Genomic DNA, 14,892 nt, shown 5'->3' on the forward strand with positions numbered 1-14,892 from the left:
GAATTGTTACTTCAAAGGTTAAGTTTATCGCTATCGACCTAAATGAATCAGGCGATTTGTTGCTTATGATCATGTAGCTGTGAGTCAATGACAAATTAGTCTGTACTTAAATTTTAGCAACTATTTTTAAACCAATTTATGGAATCAATCAGAGCGAGTTCTGGTGAATTGTCAAGCATCAGATATTTGGATTTATCTATGGATTTTGCTGACTCAGTTGAGTTTATTTAAGAGACCTTTGCGCAGGGACAGAGAACCTGATTTAGAAAGGTGCCATTGATCTTTGTATTTTTCTGGAGTGCAAATCTCTTTGGACTCTGGACAGAGTTCTGAACATATATCGAAGATCTTGACATTTGAATGACTTCTTGCAACATCATTTAATGCCTCATTGACCTTACGATAGTTTTCGGTCAAGCATTTCCTATCCACCCCAATGTTCCGCTTGCTCAATGAATTAAACCATTGTTTGCTTGTGCCTGTGATTCTATTTGGGAATGTTCGAATAGAATTAAAGATAATCACTTCAATTCCCTTGTCGGCGGATTTTTCTGCCAAGTCGCCAAAAAGTATCTTCCATTAATTAAAGGCATTTTTTTGATTCAGGATTTTGTTATTTGCATCGTAGTATGAAAACTCATGTCTCTTTGTTGCTGAGGGATTGGGCGTTTCCCCCACCTTAATTCATATCGAGATGACAGAATCATAATGTCACCCTTCTCTAGTTGAGCAAAGTAATAATCAAAGTGATCTAACGTTTTTTTGTAATGCTTCCTGAAGTCATCAGGGCTTTTGTTATTTGTTCTTCTTGTTTCTGTCAATGATGGGAAGTTGGTCCCACTCGATTTATAGAACAATATATCAAAACCATCAACCTCGTTAAGCATTTCCAGCAGCGGTCTTAAATGCCTAGATTGACTATCGCCAATTACCAGCAGTCTCCTTCCATTGTTTGACTTAAGAATACAATCTTCAACCATTTCTAGTTTGAATTCTCTTCCGACAGGGCAGTTATCCCCTGTTAATCTCATGAATTTGCTTTCATCAGATTTATCACCAAGGTAAAAACTTCCCTTTAGTTGTTTACCAAGAACAACCAGGCCACCTGAAAGAGTAACCAATACACCACCACCAAGCACTAAGGTTTTCCATCGTTTTCCATGCCAGTTGCCCTTACGAAGTGGTGTCTCGATCCATCTGTACGAAGTAACCGCCATACACAGCATCACTGCGACCTGGAACGGCACTGACCACCAGTGGATGCCAATAGTCCAACGACTGATTGAGAGCACACCCCAGTGCCATAGATACAACGAGTAGGAGATCAGGCCGACATAGACGACCTTAGGATTGGTGAAGACCTTGAATGCTGCTGTCTGCTTCTTCAATGAGGCGATCAGGATGGATGACAGGGCAACCACTGCTACGGTGGATGCTGCCGCTAATGACATCGGTAAATACATCACAACCACAATCAATGCCACCACCAGAAAAGGTGGCACCTTCTCTAGCAATTTTTCAATAGATGCTCGCTTCTGAAATCCAATAAAGTTCAGACATCCTGCTGCCATCTCCCAAAATCGCGTCGGCATCAGAAAATATGCTGCTAATTGGTTGGTTGGGTATAGATAAATAAATGCAATAAGCGAAGCAATTGTCAGTGATGCAATTATGAGGAAAAGATTGCGAGACCATTTTTTGTTTGTCCTCCATATCCTGAGAACCAAATTAGAAAGGGAAACAATATGTAGAATTGCTCTTCAACTCCAAGGGACCATGTATGAGTAAAGATGTTGAGTTCTGTTGACTGTGCAAAGTAATCAGTCGATTGCTTGAGAAGGTAGAGATTGGATAGACCAAATAGTGATGTTAGACCAGTCCGTAAAGATGATCCTGCTGTTGGTTTAAGCAAGCAGATCGCGACGCTCGTGATTAGAACAAAAACAGATAGTGCAGGGACTAGTCTTTTGATCCTGCGTTCATAGAACCCACTTATGAAATCCTTGAAATCTTTGCTTGGCCTTCCGAACAGTGATGAGGTTATGACATATCCAGATATGACAAAGAAAATATCAACTCCTAGATATCCACCTGGAAGAATGTCCTTGTTGAAATGGTTGATGATGACTGCGACTACGGCAAATGCTCTTAATCCATCAATCTCTGGTCTATACCGACTTTGCTTTGATGGAGTATTTGAGTGAGTGTCGCTATACCTCGCAGTCATCTCATCCTGGGCGTCGAATTACTTTACAGTAAATTCACAGGTTCATACCTAAAAAGATGTTTGCATCCCTTTGCGATGCCTGATATGCCCCAGGTCTTTCTTGTTCCCTTGGACTTAAGGAAAGCAATGACTGACCCTTAGATTTTCGTTATGTAGTTTGCTGCTATTTATTTGGTTCCTTACCTGGCAGAGATCTTCGGCGAGGACTCGGCGGAGTCGGCATTTGCAACTACTGCATAGTTTTTGTCAGCAGAGGCATCTTATGTCATTACTGACAATGTGGTGGTTCATGAGTTGTGCAACCCGGTCCATCCCAATTATTCCAAGGGTTTCGGTGTGTTGGTCAGGCGGTTTGACGCTGCTCATAAGGAGCACAGTCAGTGGTTGAAGTTCACAGGGACGCTGCACTGAAGGTCTTCTGCATGTACTCGCTGTTGCTGGTGTGTAGCAACTCAAAAGATTGGATGCACCCAGGCACTCCCTTTTACGTTTTTTCACCATGTTGGAACCTCCTGCCAATTGAGACAATGGTTCTGACAAGGCTCCAAACCCTCGGATATTGGAATTGGTTCTGCAGGTCATGACTAATTTTTGTTCGCAACTTCCTACCAGTGCTTAGCGTTTAAATCCAGTCGTAGCCTGAGACATGTTGTCTCTAGAGTGATTTCTTTCCTAGGTCACCTCCTCAATTCCTTATATGTTTTTCGCGATCCTCATTCAATCTGAGGGTGAAACTGTTTTTCTTTTCAGACCGGTATATCCTCTTTGATCTCCCATCTATTGTTGAGCAGCTCTTCGGCCCGCTTCGAATCCTCTTCTGAGGCAACATCGATGAGGAGAAATCTCTCTCCCTGGTCGCAATACAGTCTGGTTAATCCAATCACGGCGTGCCCCTGGGTGTCGATAGCGCCATGTCGATCCGGCTGCGCTGATCAAGCGATGAAGACACTCCTGCAAGCAACTCTTGATTTGTCCAAATGTCCAGCGTTATTATTCATTCTTTTTTTCAATCTGCCCTTTTAATGATTGATTATATTGCTTCATAGTTTTTTTAATTCTTTTGATAATTATACGCTTGGGCCTCTTCTACCAATTTGTTTTGCAGGATTTCCTGCATTTCTCGTGTATTCATCATGCTTCCTATTTACAAGTGAGCTAGCACCAATAATGCAACCCTTACCAAGTACAACACCACTCTGCACAATTGAACTAGATCTGATCCAAACATCAGAATTGATAGTTATCGGTTTGTAGTTCGCATCTTGTGATTTGATGGTTATATTCACCAATTCAAAATTATGATTGGCGTCAGCAAAAATTCAACCAAGCGCTATTAATGATGAAGATCCTACAAAGAATTTTGATCCAACATTTATCTGCATTCCATAACCTATAAAACAGTCACTACTAATTTCAATTGTTCCTCTTTGCCATGAGCCTCCAGATCTAAATCTAACATTATCTTTAATAATACAATTGTCTCCAATTTTCAATAATTCTGGGAACGATACATAAACTTTCCCTAATGATATATTTTTACCTATTGATGCTCCCATCGCCCGAAGCATTTGAATTCTAAGTTTTGATTTGTATTTTTTTGCTATAGGCTTATTCTAAGTAGTATTTGATGGTGCATTCGTCTTTTCTTTCTCTCCATTTTTACACGTCGTATACTTCTCTATGCCTTAAACCTTTATCCGTGATTTTCAAATTGACAATCCAATATTAAGTTTTCCTAATAATTCTTGATATCAGTTTTGATAACTTTAATTCAATCCTTTTGTAGCTGCATTTGCCCTTCTTGAAAGCCGGGCAAGGATAATTCGCGTATCTCCAGAACAAAATATCTACAAGTCTTACAGGTTTACCTTTAAATGCATCAGCAATGAAATTACGTCTCCACGGCTTATTTTTTCCTATTGCATGTGGTATCAAACGCACCCCACCTTCCACAAATCCCATGGCATCCGGCCCTAGTGTGACAATCGATTTCTCAAACAGCATTAACGCCATATTTAATGTATCTTGATTCGGTGAAAAAATGCTATTCCATCGACCACCTATTCTCCAATCGCTAATATCGCCCTTGCCATTTATTGCAACGTCATTGGCTCCATACTTATCTATAAGATCAATCCATAAGTCCAGAAAATCTAAATCAGAGTAATTTATTGACAAGAATCCTGAATTGAAATAAATTTCCAAATCTCTTTTTGCTAGACACCCTGTCATTTCAAGCCATCTCAATCGTGATGGATGATTTGCCGACATATGGTAATTTACATCTGCACAAACAGTAGGTCCATTCTTGCACCATGATAAAATAAAATCGACTGGGCAATTTGCAACTATGTCCGGATCGAGATATGTGATAGTTGTTGCTTCGTTTATGTTGTTTGATATGAGCTTCATAAAGTTCGGTTTATAGTTTGCCAAGTGTATCGACGGATTTATCTTCTCCAAAACTAAGTCATTAGATTCACTCACGAAATTTCTGATATCTTCGCTTAAAGTGATCATATTTCTATAACCAATTATAAAAATCCCCTCAAAACCGTTCATCTTTAGTGAGTTATACAATACCAGAGCACCTATAATGTGATCAAATTCAGCCAGTGTTACTATTATGTCCATTTAGTGAATTTTTTATATATTTTAGCGCATTAGATTGTTCTGTCAATGGGGCTCTCGTGGTCTTAATCATTTAATTGCATCTGATATTTGATTTGATTTTTTACTACGCCTTTTGTCTGTTTATCCCTTCTATTCTATCGCTCCCCCTATTCCTTTGTGCTCTTCAGCTAACATTATGGTCTGGTTTAAGTGGTTTTCCTTTGTCACGGTTCCATTCTTTAATCGTACCTAATTGTTTTAATTTCCATTCATCGTTATGATTTTTTTGCTGGTCTAATCCTTGTTTACCTTCACCCTTTCGTGCATCACTCTTTTTTCTTTTAGATGCTCAATTTTACACCACTCCATTACAAGCCCTTTCTTGTCTCAACAGATTGTTGGAATTGCGATTTCTCTTTCCGAGCCATTATTGCAATTGTGTTGTCATTGTCAAATTTCTTCTGCATGAACTGCCCTCATTGCTTTTCTAGCGTACTTTTTATCCTTTCTTAATTGTATCTCAAAGAATTTTTTTAAATAACTCTTGATTTCCACTTGTTTGTATTTCTTGTGTCCCCCTCTTCTGGCTTTTTCGAGTTTGAATGCGTGTTACTTTAAATTTTCAAATTACTATTGTTAGTATCAATCTGACTTTTGTTTTTTTGGCCCTTAGGTGACAGTCTGATCATATTTTCAATCCATATTCCCTTCCTTTTGACTGACTTATTGTGTATTTGCGTCTAGTTTTACTTTTTTCTTGCTGTTACTTTGTGATTGTTGGGCCGCGTCAGATTGAAGATGCTCTTTCCTTTTCCTCGATAGTAAACCGTTTTTGCTTGATTCATTTGTATCGTTCTCATATTAAATACCTATCTGCTTGCGTCAAGCAACTGTACCGTGAGTTCTCAACTTTCCTCTTTTTTTTGCAACTTTGAATCTTTGAAGTCTGATGTTCATCTCGCTTTTCGCGTTTCGTCTGCGTTTTCTTTTAAAAACAATCTCCTACCCCATTGAATGCCTGCCGGTTTCCGATTCCCTTCCAATCTGTTCGTAAAGGGCTTCTAAGATCAGACCGGTATTTCCGCTTCGATCTCCCAGCCGTCGTCGAGCAGTTCCTCGGCTCTTTTCGAAGCCTCTTCAGAGGCAACATCGATGAGAAGAAATCTTTCTCCCTGGCTGCAATACAGCCTGGTTAATCCGATCACGGCGGGGGCTTCCGGGTGTCGACAGCTCTATGTTGTCTTGCCTGCCTTGATGAAGCAATGAGGATGGTCTTTTCAACACCTCTTGATTTTGTCCAGATGTCTGGCATTGCCATGGGTCGCTTAGACGTTGAAATTAATGCAGTTGTTTCGATCGGATGACAACTGAACTCACCAACCTCCCCTGCGGAACGGTTCAGCTCAAAGTCTGCGTGAATCACCTCTGTGAATTGGGTTGGGTGACCTCGCACCATCTGGTTCCGACCAAAGAGGCTCAGCTGAAGCAGGCCCTTCGTCACCACAAGACGAATGAACTGTTCCCCACAGGCAGCTGATGATATAAGTTGCGTCGTGCAGGATATTGATTGGCCCTGACCACAAAATTCCAGTCTCTGACTGGAATGAATTCACTTGATTCAGCTGGACGGCAGATTGTCGAGGCTGAAACGATAGCCGCGCTGACGCACGGTGGTGATTCCACCGCCCTCGCCAAGACCGGCCTGCTCCAGCTTGCGGCGCAGGGTCAACACCTGAGTGTCCACCGAACGGGGGCCACCGCTGAAGGGAGGCCATGCCATTCGCAGCAGTTCCTGTCGGCTTCGCACCAGCCCAGGCGGCATCAACAGCGCACAAAGCAGGGCAAATTCGCGGGGGCTGAGCTCCACCGGCTGCTCCCGCAGCGTCACCTGACGGAGGAGCAGATGCACCTCCAGCGGACCAACGGTGACCCGCTCCTGTAGGCCGCTGTGCCCCCGCTTGAGGAGGGTGCGGCAGCGGGCGGCGAGTTCCTCGAGGCCAAAGGGTTTGCGCAGCACATCGTCTGCACCGTCATCCAGCAGGCCCACTACCGGTTCGGCTCCGGCCCGTGCGGTCAGCACCATCACCGGGCAACGCAGCTGCTCCGCTAAACGCAGGGCGGAGCTGCGCTCCAGCAGTTCTGCACTCACCAGGAGATCCGGTGACTGTTCCTGACAGACCTCCAAAGCTTCAGCGGCACTGCCCACTGCTGCGGTGAGATGACCGTCCTGACGCAGCCGCTGCACCAGCACCGTGCGCAGGGTGGGGTGCGGTTCGACCACCAACACTCGAGAAGGTTCCTGACCGGTGCTGGGGCTTGGCATCACCACCGGATCGGTGCTGGCTGCAGACGCTTCCGCCGTGAGGTCGTGGGGAGTGGAGGTCACTGGATCGGCCCGGGCGCGCCTACGCTAAGCCGAAATTCCTGTCAGGCTGGTAGCAGGGGCTGCTGTTGTATCTCATGACATCACTCGACGACCCTGAAGCCATCCGCCATTTCCAATCGCTCTGCGATGCCTGCCAGGAGCTGACGACGAGATATCACACCCCGTCGGAGCTTCGGCTGTATTCCGACGGCTACCTGCATGCATTGCGGAAGTCAGGCTCGCTTGACCCCCGCTCTCAGCATCGTCTCGAGCAATTGATCGATCGCTGGATCCTGGATCCTTCCAGCTTCATTGGCCCTGACGGGGATGTGAGCACCTTGTATATGCGCCATCCCCAGGGCTATTGAGTTAACTGGCGAGAGCGATCTCCAGCTTTTCGCGAAGTTCTCCGGAGTTGTACATCTCGATCAGGATGTCGGAGCCGCCGATGAATTCCCCTTTCACATACACCTGGGGGATGGTGGGCCAGCTGGAAAATTCTTTGATTCCCTGACGAATCTCTGGATCAGAGAGAACGTCAAATGTCTCGAATGCCACACCGAGGGAGTGCAGGATCTGCACCACATTGTTTGAGAATCCGCACTGGGGCATCAGCTTGGAGCCCTTCATGAACACGAAGATCGGGCTGGAAGCGACCAGAGTTTCGATGCGAGCTTTGGTGGAGGGGTCCATCGTTGAGCGTGAGTTGGCGTTAAGCGGACGCAGCGTCCGAAGGGGTTGAGGTGTTGAGGGCGAGGGCGTGAATCGCTTCGCTGGCCAATTCCTGCTGCAGCGCGCCGTACACCATTTGATGCTGACGGATGCGTGAAAGGCCAGCAAAAGCAGACGACACTACCGTCACTTGGAGGTGATCACCGCCACCGGTGAGGTCATCAACGGTGACGTTGGCGTCGGGAATGACCTGTTGGATCGCGGCTTCAACGGCATCCGGCTGCACCATGGCGGCAGTTGTGCAAAAGGGGACTGGCTCAGATGCTGACAGACCGGCTCATTGGCCGGCAGCCGATTCACCCCGGAATTCGGTTTCAACGAAGCCCAGTTCCAGCAGGCTCTGATAGGCCTTTTGACCCTGAGGCTTGGCCGGCGTCATCAGCTTGACCACCTCGACAAGAACCGGGACAGCCACTTCAGGCTGATTCTGACGGCGGAACAGGGCTGCCAGGCGGAGGTTGGTTTCCGCCAGCAGTTCCAGGGCTTCACGGCCCTTGGTGTCCATCTCACGGGGGATCCGAGCATCAAGCCCCCGGAAGGCACCACTCAGGTCGCGATAGAAGGCCAGGAGCTGCTTGGAGGCTTTGCGGGCTTTGTCGTAATCAGCCCGTGCCTCGGCCAGATCTCCCCGGCTGGCTGCAGCATCGCCCTCAGCCAGCATCAAACGAACGGCCGCCGGGTTGAATCCACCCTGGCTCTGAGCCAGAACGCGGTTCTCGGCTGAGGTTTGGGCGATGCCGGGAGCTGCGGTGACGCCCAGGGTTGCCACCAGTGCAGCAGTCGTCAGCAATGCGCGACAACCCATTAGACCAGCAAGAAAACGTTGGCGGACTTTAGAAGCTCTGAAGCGGTCGGCCAACGGCAGCACGGGCCGCTTGTTCAGCCGTATGCATCGCCCGAGCGAGTTCGCTGTTGAACTTCCGCGTCGCCTCACGATCTCCCTTGGCTGGCACGCTGAGCGGTGCTCCGAAACAGAGCGCTGCCCGACTGAAGGGCCGAGGTGGGGCCTGGCTGTAGCCCAAGCCAACGGGAACCACAGGAACGGAAACACCTCGGCTCTGGGCCAGTTGGGCCAGACGCACCAGGCCTGGCCGCAGCTCAATCGCTGCGTCCTGCCGGTGAATCCTGCCTTCGGGGAACATCACCACTTGCTGTCCGTCGGCCAACAGGTCGATGGCCAGACGCAGGGTGGTCATTGAGGGCCGTCCCTGGTCCACCGGGAAGCAGCCGAGCCGTTGCAGAAACCAGCCCTGCAGCCCCCGCATTTCGGTGGTGGTCACCATGAAGCGGCAGTCGCGGCCACTGACCCGACGGCCAGCGGCCATCGGCAGCATCAGGGCATCCCAGCGGGCGCGGTGCGTCGGTGCCAGCAGCACCGGGCCCTGATGGGGGAGATGCTCTGGGTTGAGCACCAGACGCTCACGGAATTGAAGGCGCAGCGCCAGATCCTGGGTGGTGAACATCGCCAGGGGGGCCCAGAAGCTGTCGATGCCGACACGCAGGCTGTTTTCTCGGGTCGCCAGGGCCGCTTGCAACGGGCTGATCGGATTCGATGCCTGAGAACCTAAATCCCCCAGGCAAAGCTGCATAGGATCCGGCCAACGACTGCCCCGTCATGGCCAGCCTCGGCGTCAATATCGACCACATTGCCAACATCCGTGAAGCGCGGCGGACCGTCGAGCCAGACCCGGTGTCGATGGCACTGCTGGCCGAACTCGGTGGGGCCGATGGGATCACCGTGCATCTGAGGGAAGACCGGCGTCACATCCAGGATCGGGATGTGGAGTTGCTGCGCCAGACCGTGCGCTCCCGCCTCAACCTGGAAATGGCCGCCACCGAGGAGATGGTGGCGATTGCGCTGCGGATCAAGCCCGACATGGTCACCCTGGTGCCGGAACGGCGGGAGGAGGTCACCACGGAGGGGGGCCTGGATGTGGCCGGACAAGAGGCCTCCCTGGGGGGAATGGTGCACACCCTTCAGGCCGCCGGGATACCTGTGAGCCTGTTTGTGGATCCGGAGGCCACCCAGCTCCAGGCTTGCAAAGCCATGGGGGCCTGCTGGGTGGAATTGCACACGGGGCGCTATGCCGATGCCGACTGGAGCACCCAGCCCCAGGAGCTGGCGCGCTTGCAGGAGGGCACGGCCATCGCCCGGCAGCTCGGTCTGCGGGTCAATGCCGGCCATGGCCTCACTTATCAGAACGTTGAGCCCATCGCGGCCATTCCTGGGATGGAAGAACTCAACATTGGCCACACGATCGTGGCCCGCTCTGTCGCCGTCGGACTGCAACAGGCTGTGCGGGATATGAAGGTCTTGGTTCAGAATCCCCGCCTTGATCCCCTTTTCGGACAGGCGCCCGGATGACCACCTACCACTTCGTTGCAGCCAGCGAGCGCTTCCTCACCGTGGAGGAGCCGTTGGAGGAAGTGCTGCGGGAGCGCCAACGCAACTACGCCGAAACCGGTAAGACCATCGATTTCTGGCTGGTGAAGCAACCGGCTTTCCTGTCTTCCCCTGGGCTGGCTGAGCTCAAGGCAACCATTCCCCAGCCCGCTGCCGCTGTGGTGTCCACCGATCCCACCTTCATCACCTTCCTCAAACTGCGCTTGGAGTACGTGGCTGTGGGGACCTTTGAAGCTCCCTCCGCGGGGATTCCCGATGCCCTTGCCGGTGCCGTCTGATGAATCCCAGTTCCCTTCCCGTTCAGCAGCGCATTGCACTGCTGGTGCAGGCCCTCGATGGTGCGGAGAAAACCAACAAGGCGTTGGCCACTTGCCCCGACGGGGACGCGATGGTGGACATCCTGCTGGGGGCTTCAGCAAAGCTGGGGTTGGGGCTGACCCGCCGTGATCTCACGGAGACGCCGCCGATTCGCGACTGGATCTGGTTCAAGAACAACGATCCCCTGGTCACCGTTGGTGATGCCAAGCCCCGCTACCGGCGCGAAACCCCCGAAAAACCCAAGCCAGACCCGAGCCAACCCAAGGAACGCAAGCGCTTTCTCGGTTTGTTCTGATCTGCATGCCGGATTCTTGGCGATGCCTGGCTGAGCATCAGAATTGACGCATCTCCAGGTTGTTGCTTTGAACCTGCACAGCCGTCGGCACTGGGTGATTGGAGATGTGCATGGCTGCCATCAGCCCCTTTGTCATCTGCTCGCCACCCTGCCGCCGAACGACCATCTGGTCTTCTGCGGGGATGTGATCAACCGTGGTGAGGCCATTCCCGCCACGATGAATCTGGTCTGGGATCTGGTCCAGGCCGGCCGTGCCACATGGCTGCGCGGGAACCATGAGCAAGACCTCATTGATGCCCTTGAATCCAGGGATGGCTTGATTCAGCACGCCACCTATGCCCAGTTGGGCGACAGCAGCGTTCGCCAATGGTTGCCGCGCCTGCAACAGCTTCCGCTCGTTTATCGCGGTGACGGTTGGTGCGCCACCCATGCCGGGTTCGATGCAGCGGGCCAACCGGATCTCTCCATTCGTGATCCCTTCTGGGAGGCCTATGACGGTCGTTTTGGCCAGGTTGTTGTGGGCCATACGCCCCGTCCCCATGTGGAACGCCTCGGCGCGATCGTTCTGATCGACACCGGTGCGGTCTACGGCGGTTGTTTATCGGCCTACTGCCCGCAAACCGATGCGGTCGTTCAGGTTGAAGGAGCTGCAACCGATGCCGTGCTGGCTGGAGTTGGCCCTTGCTGACGGTTTATCGAAGCAACAGGGCTGAATTTCTGGCTCGCTTGCTTTCCCGTCAGTTGATCGAGCAGCAGCCGGGCCCCCTGGAAACGGTGGAGGTGATGGTCAACACCTGGCCCACCAGCCGATGGTTGGGGGAACAGCTGGCCACGGCCAATGGCATCAGTTCCCTGGTGCGGTTCCCCTTCCCGGGCAGTCGCCTGCGGCAGCTGGTGCGTCAGGTGCTGCATCTCCCCGCGCAGGAGGACGATCCCTGGCGGGCGGGCCAGCTGGTGTGGGCTGTGCTCGAGCTGCTGCCGGAGCTGTTGGAGCAGCCCGTCGCCCAGCCGCTACGGACCTGGCTTACCCAGCGTGAAGGAACGGCCTCGGGGTTGACGCGGGACCGTTGGCAGCTGGCACGCACCATCGCCGATGCCATGGACGATTACGCCCTCTACCGCCCCGATCAACTGGAGCAGTGGAAACGGCCGCGGCCCGATGACGACTGGCAGCCCGTGCTCTGGCGATTGCTGGCCCAACGGCTTCCCCGGGCTCCCTTTGGCCTGCAGGTGCGTGAGGCCGTCGATCGGCTCCGGCGAGGAGACGTTGATCCAGCCCTGCTGCCGGATCGGCTGCGGCTGTTTGGCATCAGTGCTCTCGCACCGGTCCAGGTGGATCTGATTCAGGCCTTGTCCGGTCTGCTGGAGGTGGAGATCTACCTGCTCACCCCGTGTCCGGATCTGTGGCAACGCTGCGGCAGTCGGCGTGCTTCGCTCGGGGATGACTGGCTGGTTCCGCCCGATGGGGGGTGGTTGGCGGAGGCGCCGCGCCTGGAGGCCGTGCTTGGGCGGATGGGTGCCGAATTTCAGCAGTTGCTGGAGGGCTCCGGTGAAGCGCAGCTGGGGGAGCGACGCGAAGGGGATCTGTTTGCAGGTTCTCTGCAGATGGCCGCAGCGGAAGAGCGCCAGCCCACCCTGCTCGATCAGCTTCAGCAGCAGCTGGTGGATGCCGACAGCGTCGCCGCATTGGAGCGTTCCTCCGACGACCAGTCGCTGCTGTTTCAAGCGGCGCCGGGACCTTGGCGGGAGGTGCAACTGGTGCGTGATCGCATCCTGCAGTGGCTGGCGGCCGATCCCGATCTCGCGCCCCGCGATGTGCTGGTGATGACGCCGCAGATTGAGCGCTATGCACCGCTGCTCAGCTCCGTGTTCAACGACATGGCGGCCATCGGTGTCGATTTGCCCTGGCGCCTCACCGACCGCAGTCAGCAGAGCAGTCCGGGGTTGTCGATGGCGATGTTCACGCTGCTGGAGCTGGCGGCCACACGCCTCACCGCCACGGGGCTGGAACGTCTGCTGGCCAATCCGGCCCTGCAGGGCCAGCAGGGACTCACGCCGGAGGAGGCGGTGCTGATCACCCAGACACTGCAACGCAGTGGTTTTCGTTGGGGCTTGGATGCCCGCGAGCGGGGTGGGGATGAGGTGCACAGCCTGCGTTGGTGTCTCGACCGTTGGCTGCTGGGCCTGGTGCTGCCGGTGGAGCCGGGCCTGGCTCCAGCAGGGGCGGCACCGTTCCAGCAGGAGCTGGATCCCGATCGCCTGGTTCGCTGGTGGACGCTGCTGGACCGTTTGGCGCGGATGCTCGATCGCCTGCGACAGCCCCGGCCGTGCCATGACTGGGTGCAGCTGCTGCAGACCCTGTTGCAGGAGCTGTTCGCTGAGGGTGGGGCCTGGGCCGATGAGTCGCAGAGCTGGGCGGCGGCCCTTGAGGAGTGGCGATTGCGGGCCCAAGACTGCCCCCTGGACCTCGATGCAGCCGTGGCCTTGGAGGTGTTGCAGGAGGCCTTGTCGGTGGACAGCGGTCGCTTCGGTCACCGCAGTGGCGCCCTCACCATCAGTGCCCTGGAGCCGATGCGGGCGATCCCCCACAAGGTGGTGGTTTTGATGGGCCTCGACAGCGCCGACTTTCCACGCCCGAGCCGCCGCCCTGGCTTTCATCTGCTCGAGCAGCAACGGCGCCTGGGGGATCCCCGCAGCAGCGACCAGGACCGCTACGTGCTGCTGGAGGCCTTGATGTCGGCACGCCGTCATCTGCTGATCAGCTGGTGCGGGCGGCTGGAGCGCACCGGTGAGCCCCAGCCGCCTGCTGCGCCGGTTGAACAGTGGCTTGCAGTGCTGCAGGAGCAGTTGCAACGGGCCGGTGTCTCCACGGAGGGATTGTTGATCATGCCGGCGGCTAACCCCCTCTCCCGTGAGAACTTCCGGCCCGAGGCGCCGCTCAGCTGTGATCGGCGTCAGCTGGAGGCCAGGCGCTGCCTGGATGCTGCTCCGGCTTCAGTGCCGAACGCCCAGGGCCTGGCCTGGGCATCGCTCTGGCAGCCGGAGATCAACGATGACGAGGCCGAGGGACGGGACGGAGATGATCTGGCCCTAGACCCTGAAGCGTTGCTGGCCTGGTTGCAGCAGCCCCAGAAGGTCTGGTTGCAGGCGCGGGGGTTGCGGCCTGGGGAAGGCATTGAGGCGGTGGAGGATCTCGAGGCGCTCGAGTTGGAGGGCCTGCAGCGCTATCTGCTGCTCAACCACGAGCTTGAGGAGCACTTCATTCTCGGATCGGCTCCGGATTGGACGGCGTCGCTGGCGGGCCAGGGTGTGCTGCCGGCGGGGGCTGGCGCGGCCCTTGAGCAGGAGGAACTGCAGAGGCGTTGGCAGGCCCTGCAACGGCAGCTCGCATCGCTTGGTCCCTGCCGCCGGGAGGTGCCGGTGCTCGCCGGCCTGCCGATGCCCCTGCTTTACGCCGGCGACACCCAGGTGGTGGTCCAGCCCGGGATGCTCACGGCCGCGGCGGTAATGCGCGGCTGGTTGCAGCATCTGTTGCTGTGCGCTGAGGGATCGGCGCCCGCTGCCGGCTCAGCGGTGGTGGCCCGCAGCACCCGGGTTGCCGGCGCAGAGGTGCACCTGCGCTGGACGGCGTTGCCGACGGCTGAAGCCGAGGACCAGCTGCAGCAGCTGGTGCGGCTGGCACAACAGGGGTTGGAGCGGTGCTGGCCAGTTCCCCCGAAGAGCGGCTGGCAGATGGTGGCCAAAGACCGGCGCAAACCGGGGGAGGGGCCGCAGGACTTCCGCAAGACCTGGCAGGAGGAAGGGGCCACCCCGGTGATGCAGCTCTGCTTCGGCACGGATATCGCTGCGGAGCAATTGATGGATCAGGCCGGATTCCAGGAGGCATGCCAGCTTCTGTATGGCCCGCTGTTGACTTATCTGAGATTGACAAAATAGCT

At 53.9% G+C, this 14,892-nt stretch carries 19 protein-coding genes; 8 read left to right on the plus strand and 11 right to left on the minus strand.

Features of this window, described 5'->3' with window-relative positions:
* Positions 1-213: 213 nt before the first annotated feature.
* The 3 genes from SynRS9902_RS05645 to SynRS9902_RS13615 form a co-directional block, all read right to left on the minus strand.
* Complete coding sequence (locus SynRS9902_RS05645) at positions 214-558, minus strand: SGNH hydrolase domain-containing protein (RefSeq protein WP_186510296.1); 345 nt, start codon at positions 556-558, stop codon at positions 214-216.
* Positions 559-602: 44 nt separating this feature from the next.
* Positions 603-1,592, minus strand: a complete 990-nt coding sequence (locus SynRS9902_RS13610; protein WP_255446222.1) for an acyltransferase family protein — start codon at positions 1,590-1,592, stop codon at positions 603-605.
* A 77-nt stretch (positions 1,593-1,669) separates the two neighbouring features.
* Positions 1,670-2,227, minus strand: a complete 558-nt coding sequence (locus SynRS9902_RS13615) for an acyltransferase (RefSeq protein ID WP_255446223.1) — start codon at positions 2,225-2,227, stop codon at positions 1,670-1,672.
* Positions 2,228-2,470: 243 nt separating this feature from the next.
* Here SynRS9902_RS13615 and SynRS9902_RS13820 point away from each other — a divergent pair, with 243 nt between their 5' ends.
* Positions 2,471-2,638: a YgjP-like metallopeptidase domain-containing protein gene (locus SynRS9902_RS13820; protein ID WP_186510297.1), complete on the plus strand. Its 168-nt coding sequence runs from the start codon at positions 2,471-2,473 to the stop codon at positions 2,636-2,638.
* Between the two features lie 656 nt (positions 2,639-3,294).
* On the opposite strand, the gene SynRS9902_RS13825 is transcribed toward SynRS9902_RS13820, so the two are convergent.
* The 3 genes from SynRS9902_RS13825 to SynRS9902_RS05670 form a co-directional block, all read right to left on the minus strand.
* Positions 3,295-3,513 carry a hypothetical protein gene (locus SynRS9902_RS13825; protein ID WP_186510298.1) on the minus strand — a complete coding sequence of 73 codons (219 nt, stop codon included), beginning with the start codon at positions 3,511-3,513 and terminating at the stop codon, positions 3,295-3,297.
* Between the two features lie 33 nt (positions 3,514-3,546).
* Positions 3,547-3,795, minus strand: coding sequence for a hypothetical protein (locus SynRS9902_RS05665; protein ID WP_186510299.1), 249 nt, complete (start codon positions 3,793-3,795; stop codon positions 3,547-3,549).
* Between the two features lie 157 nt (positions 3,796-3,952).
* On the minus strand, positions 3,953-4,789 hold the full coding sequence (locus SynRS9902_RS05670; protein WP_186510300.1) for a hypothetical protein: 837 nt from the start codon (positions 4,787-4,789) through the stop codon (positions 3,953-3,955).
* Between the two features lie 1,411 nt (positions 4,790-6,200).
* Between SynRS9902_RS05670 and SynRS9902_RS05675 the strand changes: the two genes are divergently transcribed.
* Positions 6,201-6,377 carry a hypothetical protein gene (locus SynRS9902_RS05675; RefSeq protein WP_186493457.1) on the plus strand — a complete coding sequence of 59 codons (177 nt, stop codon included), beginning with the start codon at positions 6,201-6,203 and terminating at the stop codon, positions 6,375-6,377.
* An 81-nt stretch (positions 6,378-6,458) separates the two neighbouring features.
* Here the strand turns inward: SynRS9902_RS05675 and SynRS9902_RS05680 are convergent, their stop codons facing one another.
* Positions 6,459-7,226, minus strand: a complete 768-nt coding sequence (locus SynRS9902_RS05680; protein WP_186510301.1) for a response regulator transcription factor — start codon at positions 7,224-7,226, stop codon at positions 6,459-6,461.
* A 74-nt stretch (positions 7,227-7,300) separates the two neighbouring features.
* Here SynRS9902_RS05680 and SynRS9902_RS05685 point away from each other — a divergent pair, with 74 nt between their 5' ends.
* On the plus strand, positions 7,301-7,573 hold the full coding sequence (locus SynRS9902_RS05685; protein WP_115082587.1) for a DUF6761 family protein: 273 nt from the start codon (positions 7,301-7,303) through the stop codon (positions 7,571-7,573).
* Between the two features lies 1 nt (position 7,574).
* Here the strand turns inward: SynRS9902_RS05685 and grxD are convergent, their stop codons facing one another.
* From grxD to SynRS9902_RS05705, 4 genes are read right to left on the minus strand one after another with little or no spacing between them, the layout of a single operon-like run.
* Complete coding sequence (gene grxD / locus SynRS9902_RS05690; RefSeq protein WP_006851683.1) at positions 7,575-7,898, minus strand: Grx4 family monothiol glutaredoxin; 324 nt, start codon at positions 7,896-7,898, stop codon at positions 7,575-7,577.
* A gap of 19 nt (positions 7,899-7,917) precedes the next feature.
* The gene (locus SynRS9902_RS05695; RefSeq protein ID WP_186510302.1) at positions 7,918-8,166 is read right to left on the minus strand and encodes a BolA family protein; all 249 of its coding nucleotides are present in this window, start codon (positions 8,164-8,166) and stop codon (positions 7,918-7,920) included.
* 48 nt (positions 8,167-8,214) lie between these two features.
* On the minus strand, positions 8,215-8,742 hold the full coding sequence (locus tag SynRS9902_RS05700; RefSeq protein ID WP_186510303.1) for a hypothetical protein: 528 nt from the start codon (positions 8,740-8,742) through the stop codon (positions 8,215-8,217).
* A gap of 28 nt (positions 8,743-8,770) precedes the next feature.
* The gene (locus tag SynRS9902_RS05705; RefSeq protein ID WP_186510304.1) at positions 8,771-9,526 is read right to left on the minus strand and encodes a lysophospholipid acyltransferase family protein; all 756 of its coding nucleotides are present in this window, start codon (positions 9,524-9,526) and stop codon (positions 8,771-8,773) included.
* 26 nt (positions 9,527-9,552) lie between these two features.
* On the opposite strand from SynRS9902_RS05705, the gene SynRS9902_RS05710 reads away from it, so the two are divergent.
* The 5 genes from SynRS9902_RS05710 (at position 9,553) to SynRS9902_RS05730 (ending at position 14,890) form a co-directional block, all read left to right on the plus strand.
* A complete protein-coding gene (locus SynRS9902_RS05710; RefSeq protein WP_186510305.1) occupies positions 9,553-10,302 on the plus strand; it encodes a pyridoxine 5'-phosphate synthase in 750 nt (249 codons plus the stop codon).
* Positions 10,299-10,619: an MgPME-cyclase complex family protein gene (locus SynRS9902_RS05715; RefSeq protein ID WP_186510306.1), complete on the plus strand. Its 321-nt coding sequence runs from the start codon at positions 10,299-10,301 to the stop codon at positions 10,617-10,619. Before SynRS9902_RS05710 ends, SynRS9902_RS05715 begins: the two co-directional genes overlap by 4 nt.
* Entirely contained in the window at positions 10,619-10,954 is a 336-nt protein-coding gene (locus SynRS9902_RS05720) for a hypothetical protein (RefSeq protein WP_114987829.1), read from the plus strand. Before SynRS9902_RS05715 ends, SynRS9902_RS05720 begins: the two co-directional genes overlap by 1 nt.
* 67 nt (positions 10,955-11,021) lie before the next feature.
* On the plus strand, positions 11,022-11,642 hold the full coding sequence (locus SynRS9902_RS05725) for a metallophosphoesterase (protein WP_186510542.1): 621 nt from the start codon (positions 11,022-11,024) through the stop codon (positions 11,640-11,642).
* The gene (locus SynRS9902_RS05730) at positions 11,636-14,890 is read left to right on the plus strand and encodes an exodeoxyribonuclease V subunit gamma (protein WP_186510307.1); all 3,255 of its coding nucleotides are present in this window, start codon (positions 11,636-11,638) and stop codon (positions 14,888-14,890) included. Before SynRS9902_RS05725 ends, SynRS9902_RS05730 begins: the two co-directional genes overlap by 7 nt.
* The last annotated feature ends 2 nt before the right edge of the window (positions 14,891-14,892 follow it).

It is taken from the genome of Synechococcus sp. RS9902 (assembly GCF_014279635.1).
Classification (GTDB): Bacteria; Cyanobacteriota; Cyanobacteriia; order PCC-6307; family Cyanobiaceae; genus Parasynechococcus.

What these genes read in the sequence shown, in the direction of transcription:
- SynRS9902_RS13610 (WP_255446222.1), bottom strand. Translation starts at nt 1,592, where the DNA reads ATGCCGACGCGATTTTGGGAGATGGCAGCAGGATGTCTGAACTTTATT.
- SynRS9902_RS13615 (WP_255446223.1), bottom strand. Translation starts at nt 2,227, where the DNA reads ATGACTGCGAGGTATAGCGACACTCACTCAAATACTCCATCAAAGCAA.
- SynRS9902_RS05665 (WP_186510299.1), bottom strand. Translation starts at nt 3,795, where the DNA reads ATGCTTCGGGCGATGGGAGCATCAATAGGTAAAAATATATCATTAGGG.
- SynRS9902_RS05670 (WP_186510300.1), bottom strand. Translation starts at nt 4,789, where the DNA reads ATGAACGGTTTTGAGGGGATTTTTATAATTGGTTATAGAAATATGATC.
- SynRS9902_RS05675 (WP_186493457.1), top strand. Translation starts at nt 6,201, where the DNA reads ATGACAACTGAACTCACCAACCTCCCCTGCGGAACGGTTCAGCTCAAA.
- SynRS9902_RS05685 (WP_115082587.1), top strand. Translation starts at nt 7,301, where the DNA reads ATGACATCACTCGACGACCCTGAAGCCATCCGCCATTTCCAATCGCTC.
- grxD (WP_006851683.1), bottom strand. Translation starts at nt 7,898, where the DNA reads ATGGACCCCTCCACCAAAGCTCGCATCGAAACTCTGGTCGCTTCCAGC.
- SynRS9902_RS05695 (WP_186510302.1), bottom strand. Translation starts at nt 8,166, where the DNA reads ATGGTGCAGCCGGATGCCGTTGAAGCCGCGATCCAACAGGTCATTCCC.
- SynRS9902_RS05700 (WP_186510303.1), bottom strand. Translation starts at nt 8,742, where the DNA reads ATGGGTTGTCGCGCATTGCTGACGACTGCTGCACTGGTGGCAACCCTG.
- SynRS9902_RS05705 (WP_186510304.1), bottom strand. Translation starts at nt 9,526, where the DNA reads ATGCAGCTTTGCCTGGGGGATTTAGGTTCTCAGGCATCGAATCCGATC.
- SynRS9902_RS05710 (WP_186510305.1), top strand. Translation starts at nt 9,553, where the DNA reads ATGGCCAGCCTCGGCGTCAATATCGACCACATTGCCAACATCCGTGAA.
- SynRS9902_RS05715 (WP_186510306.1), top strand. Translation starts at nt 10,299, where the DNA reads ATGACCACCTACCACTTCGTTGCAGCCAGCGAGCGCTTCCTCACCGTG.
- SynRS9902_RS05720 (WP_114987829.1), top strand. Translation starts at nt 10,619, where the DNA reads ATGAATCCCAGTTCCCTTCCCGTTCAGCAGCGCATTGCACTGCTGGTG.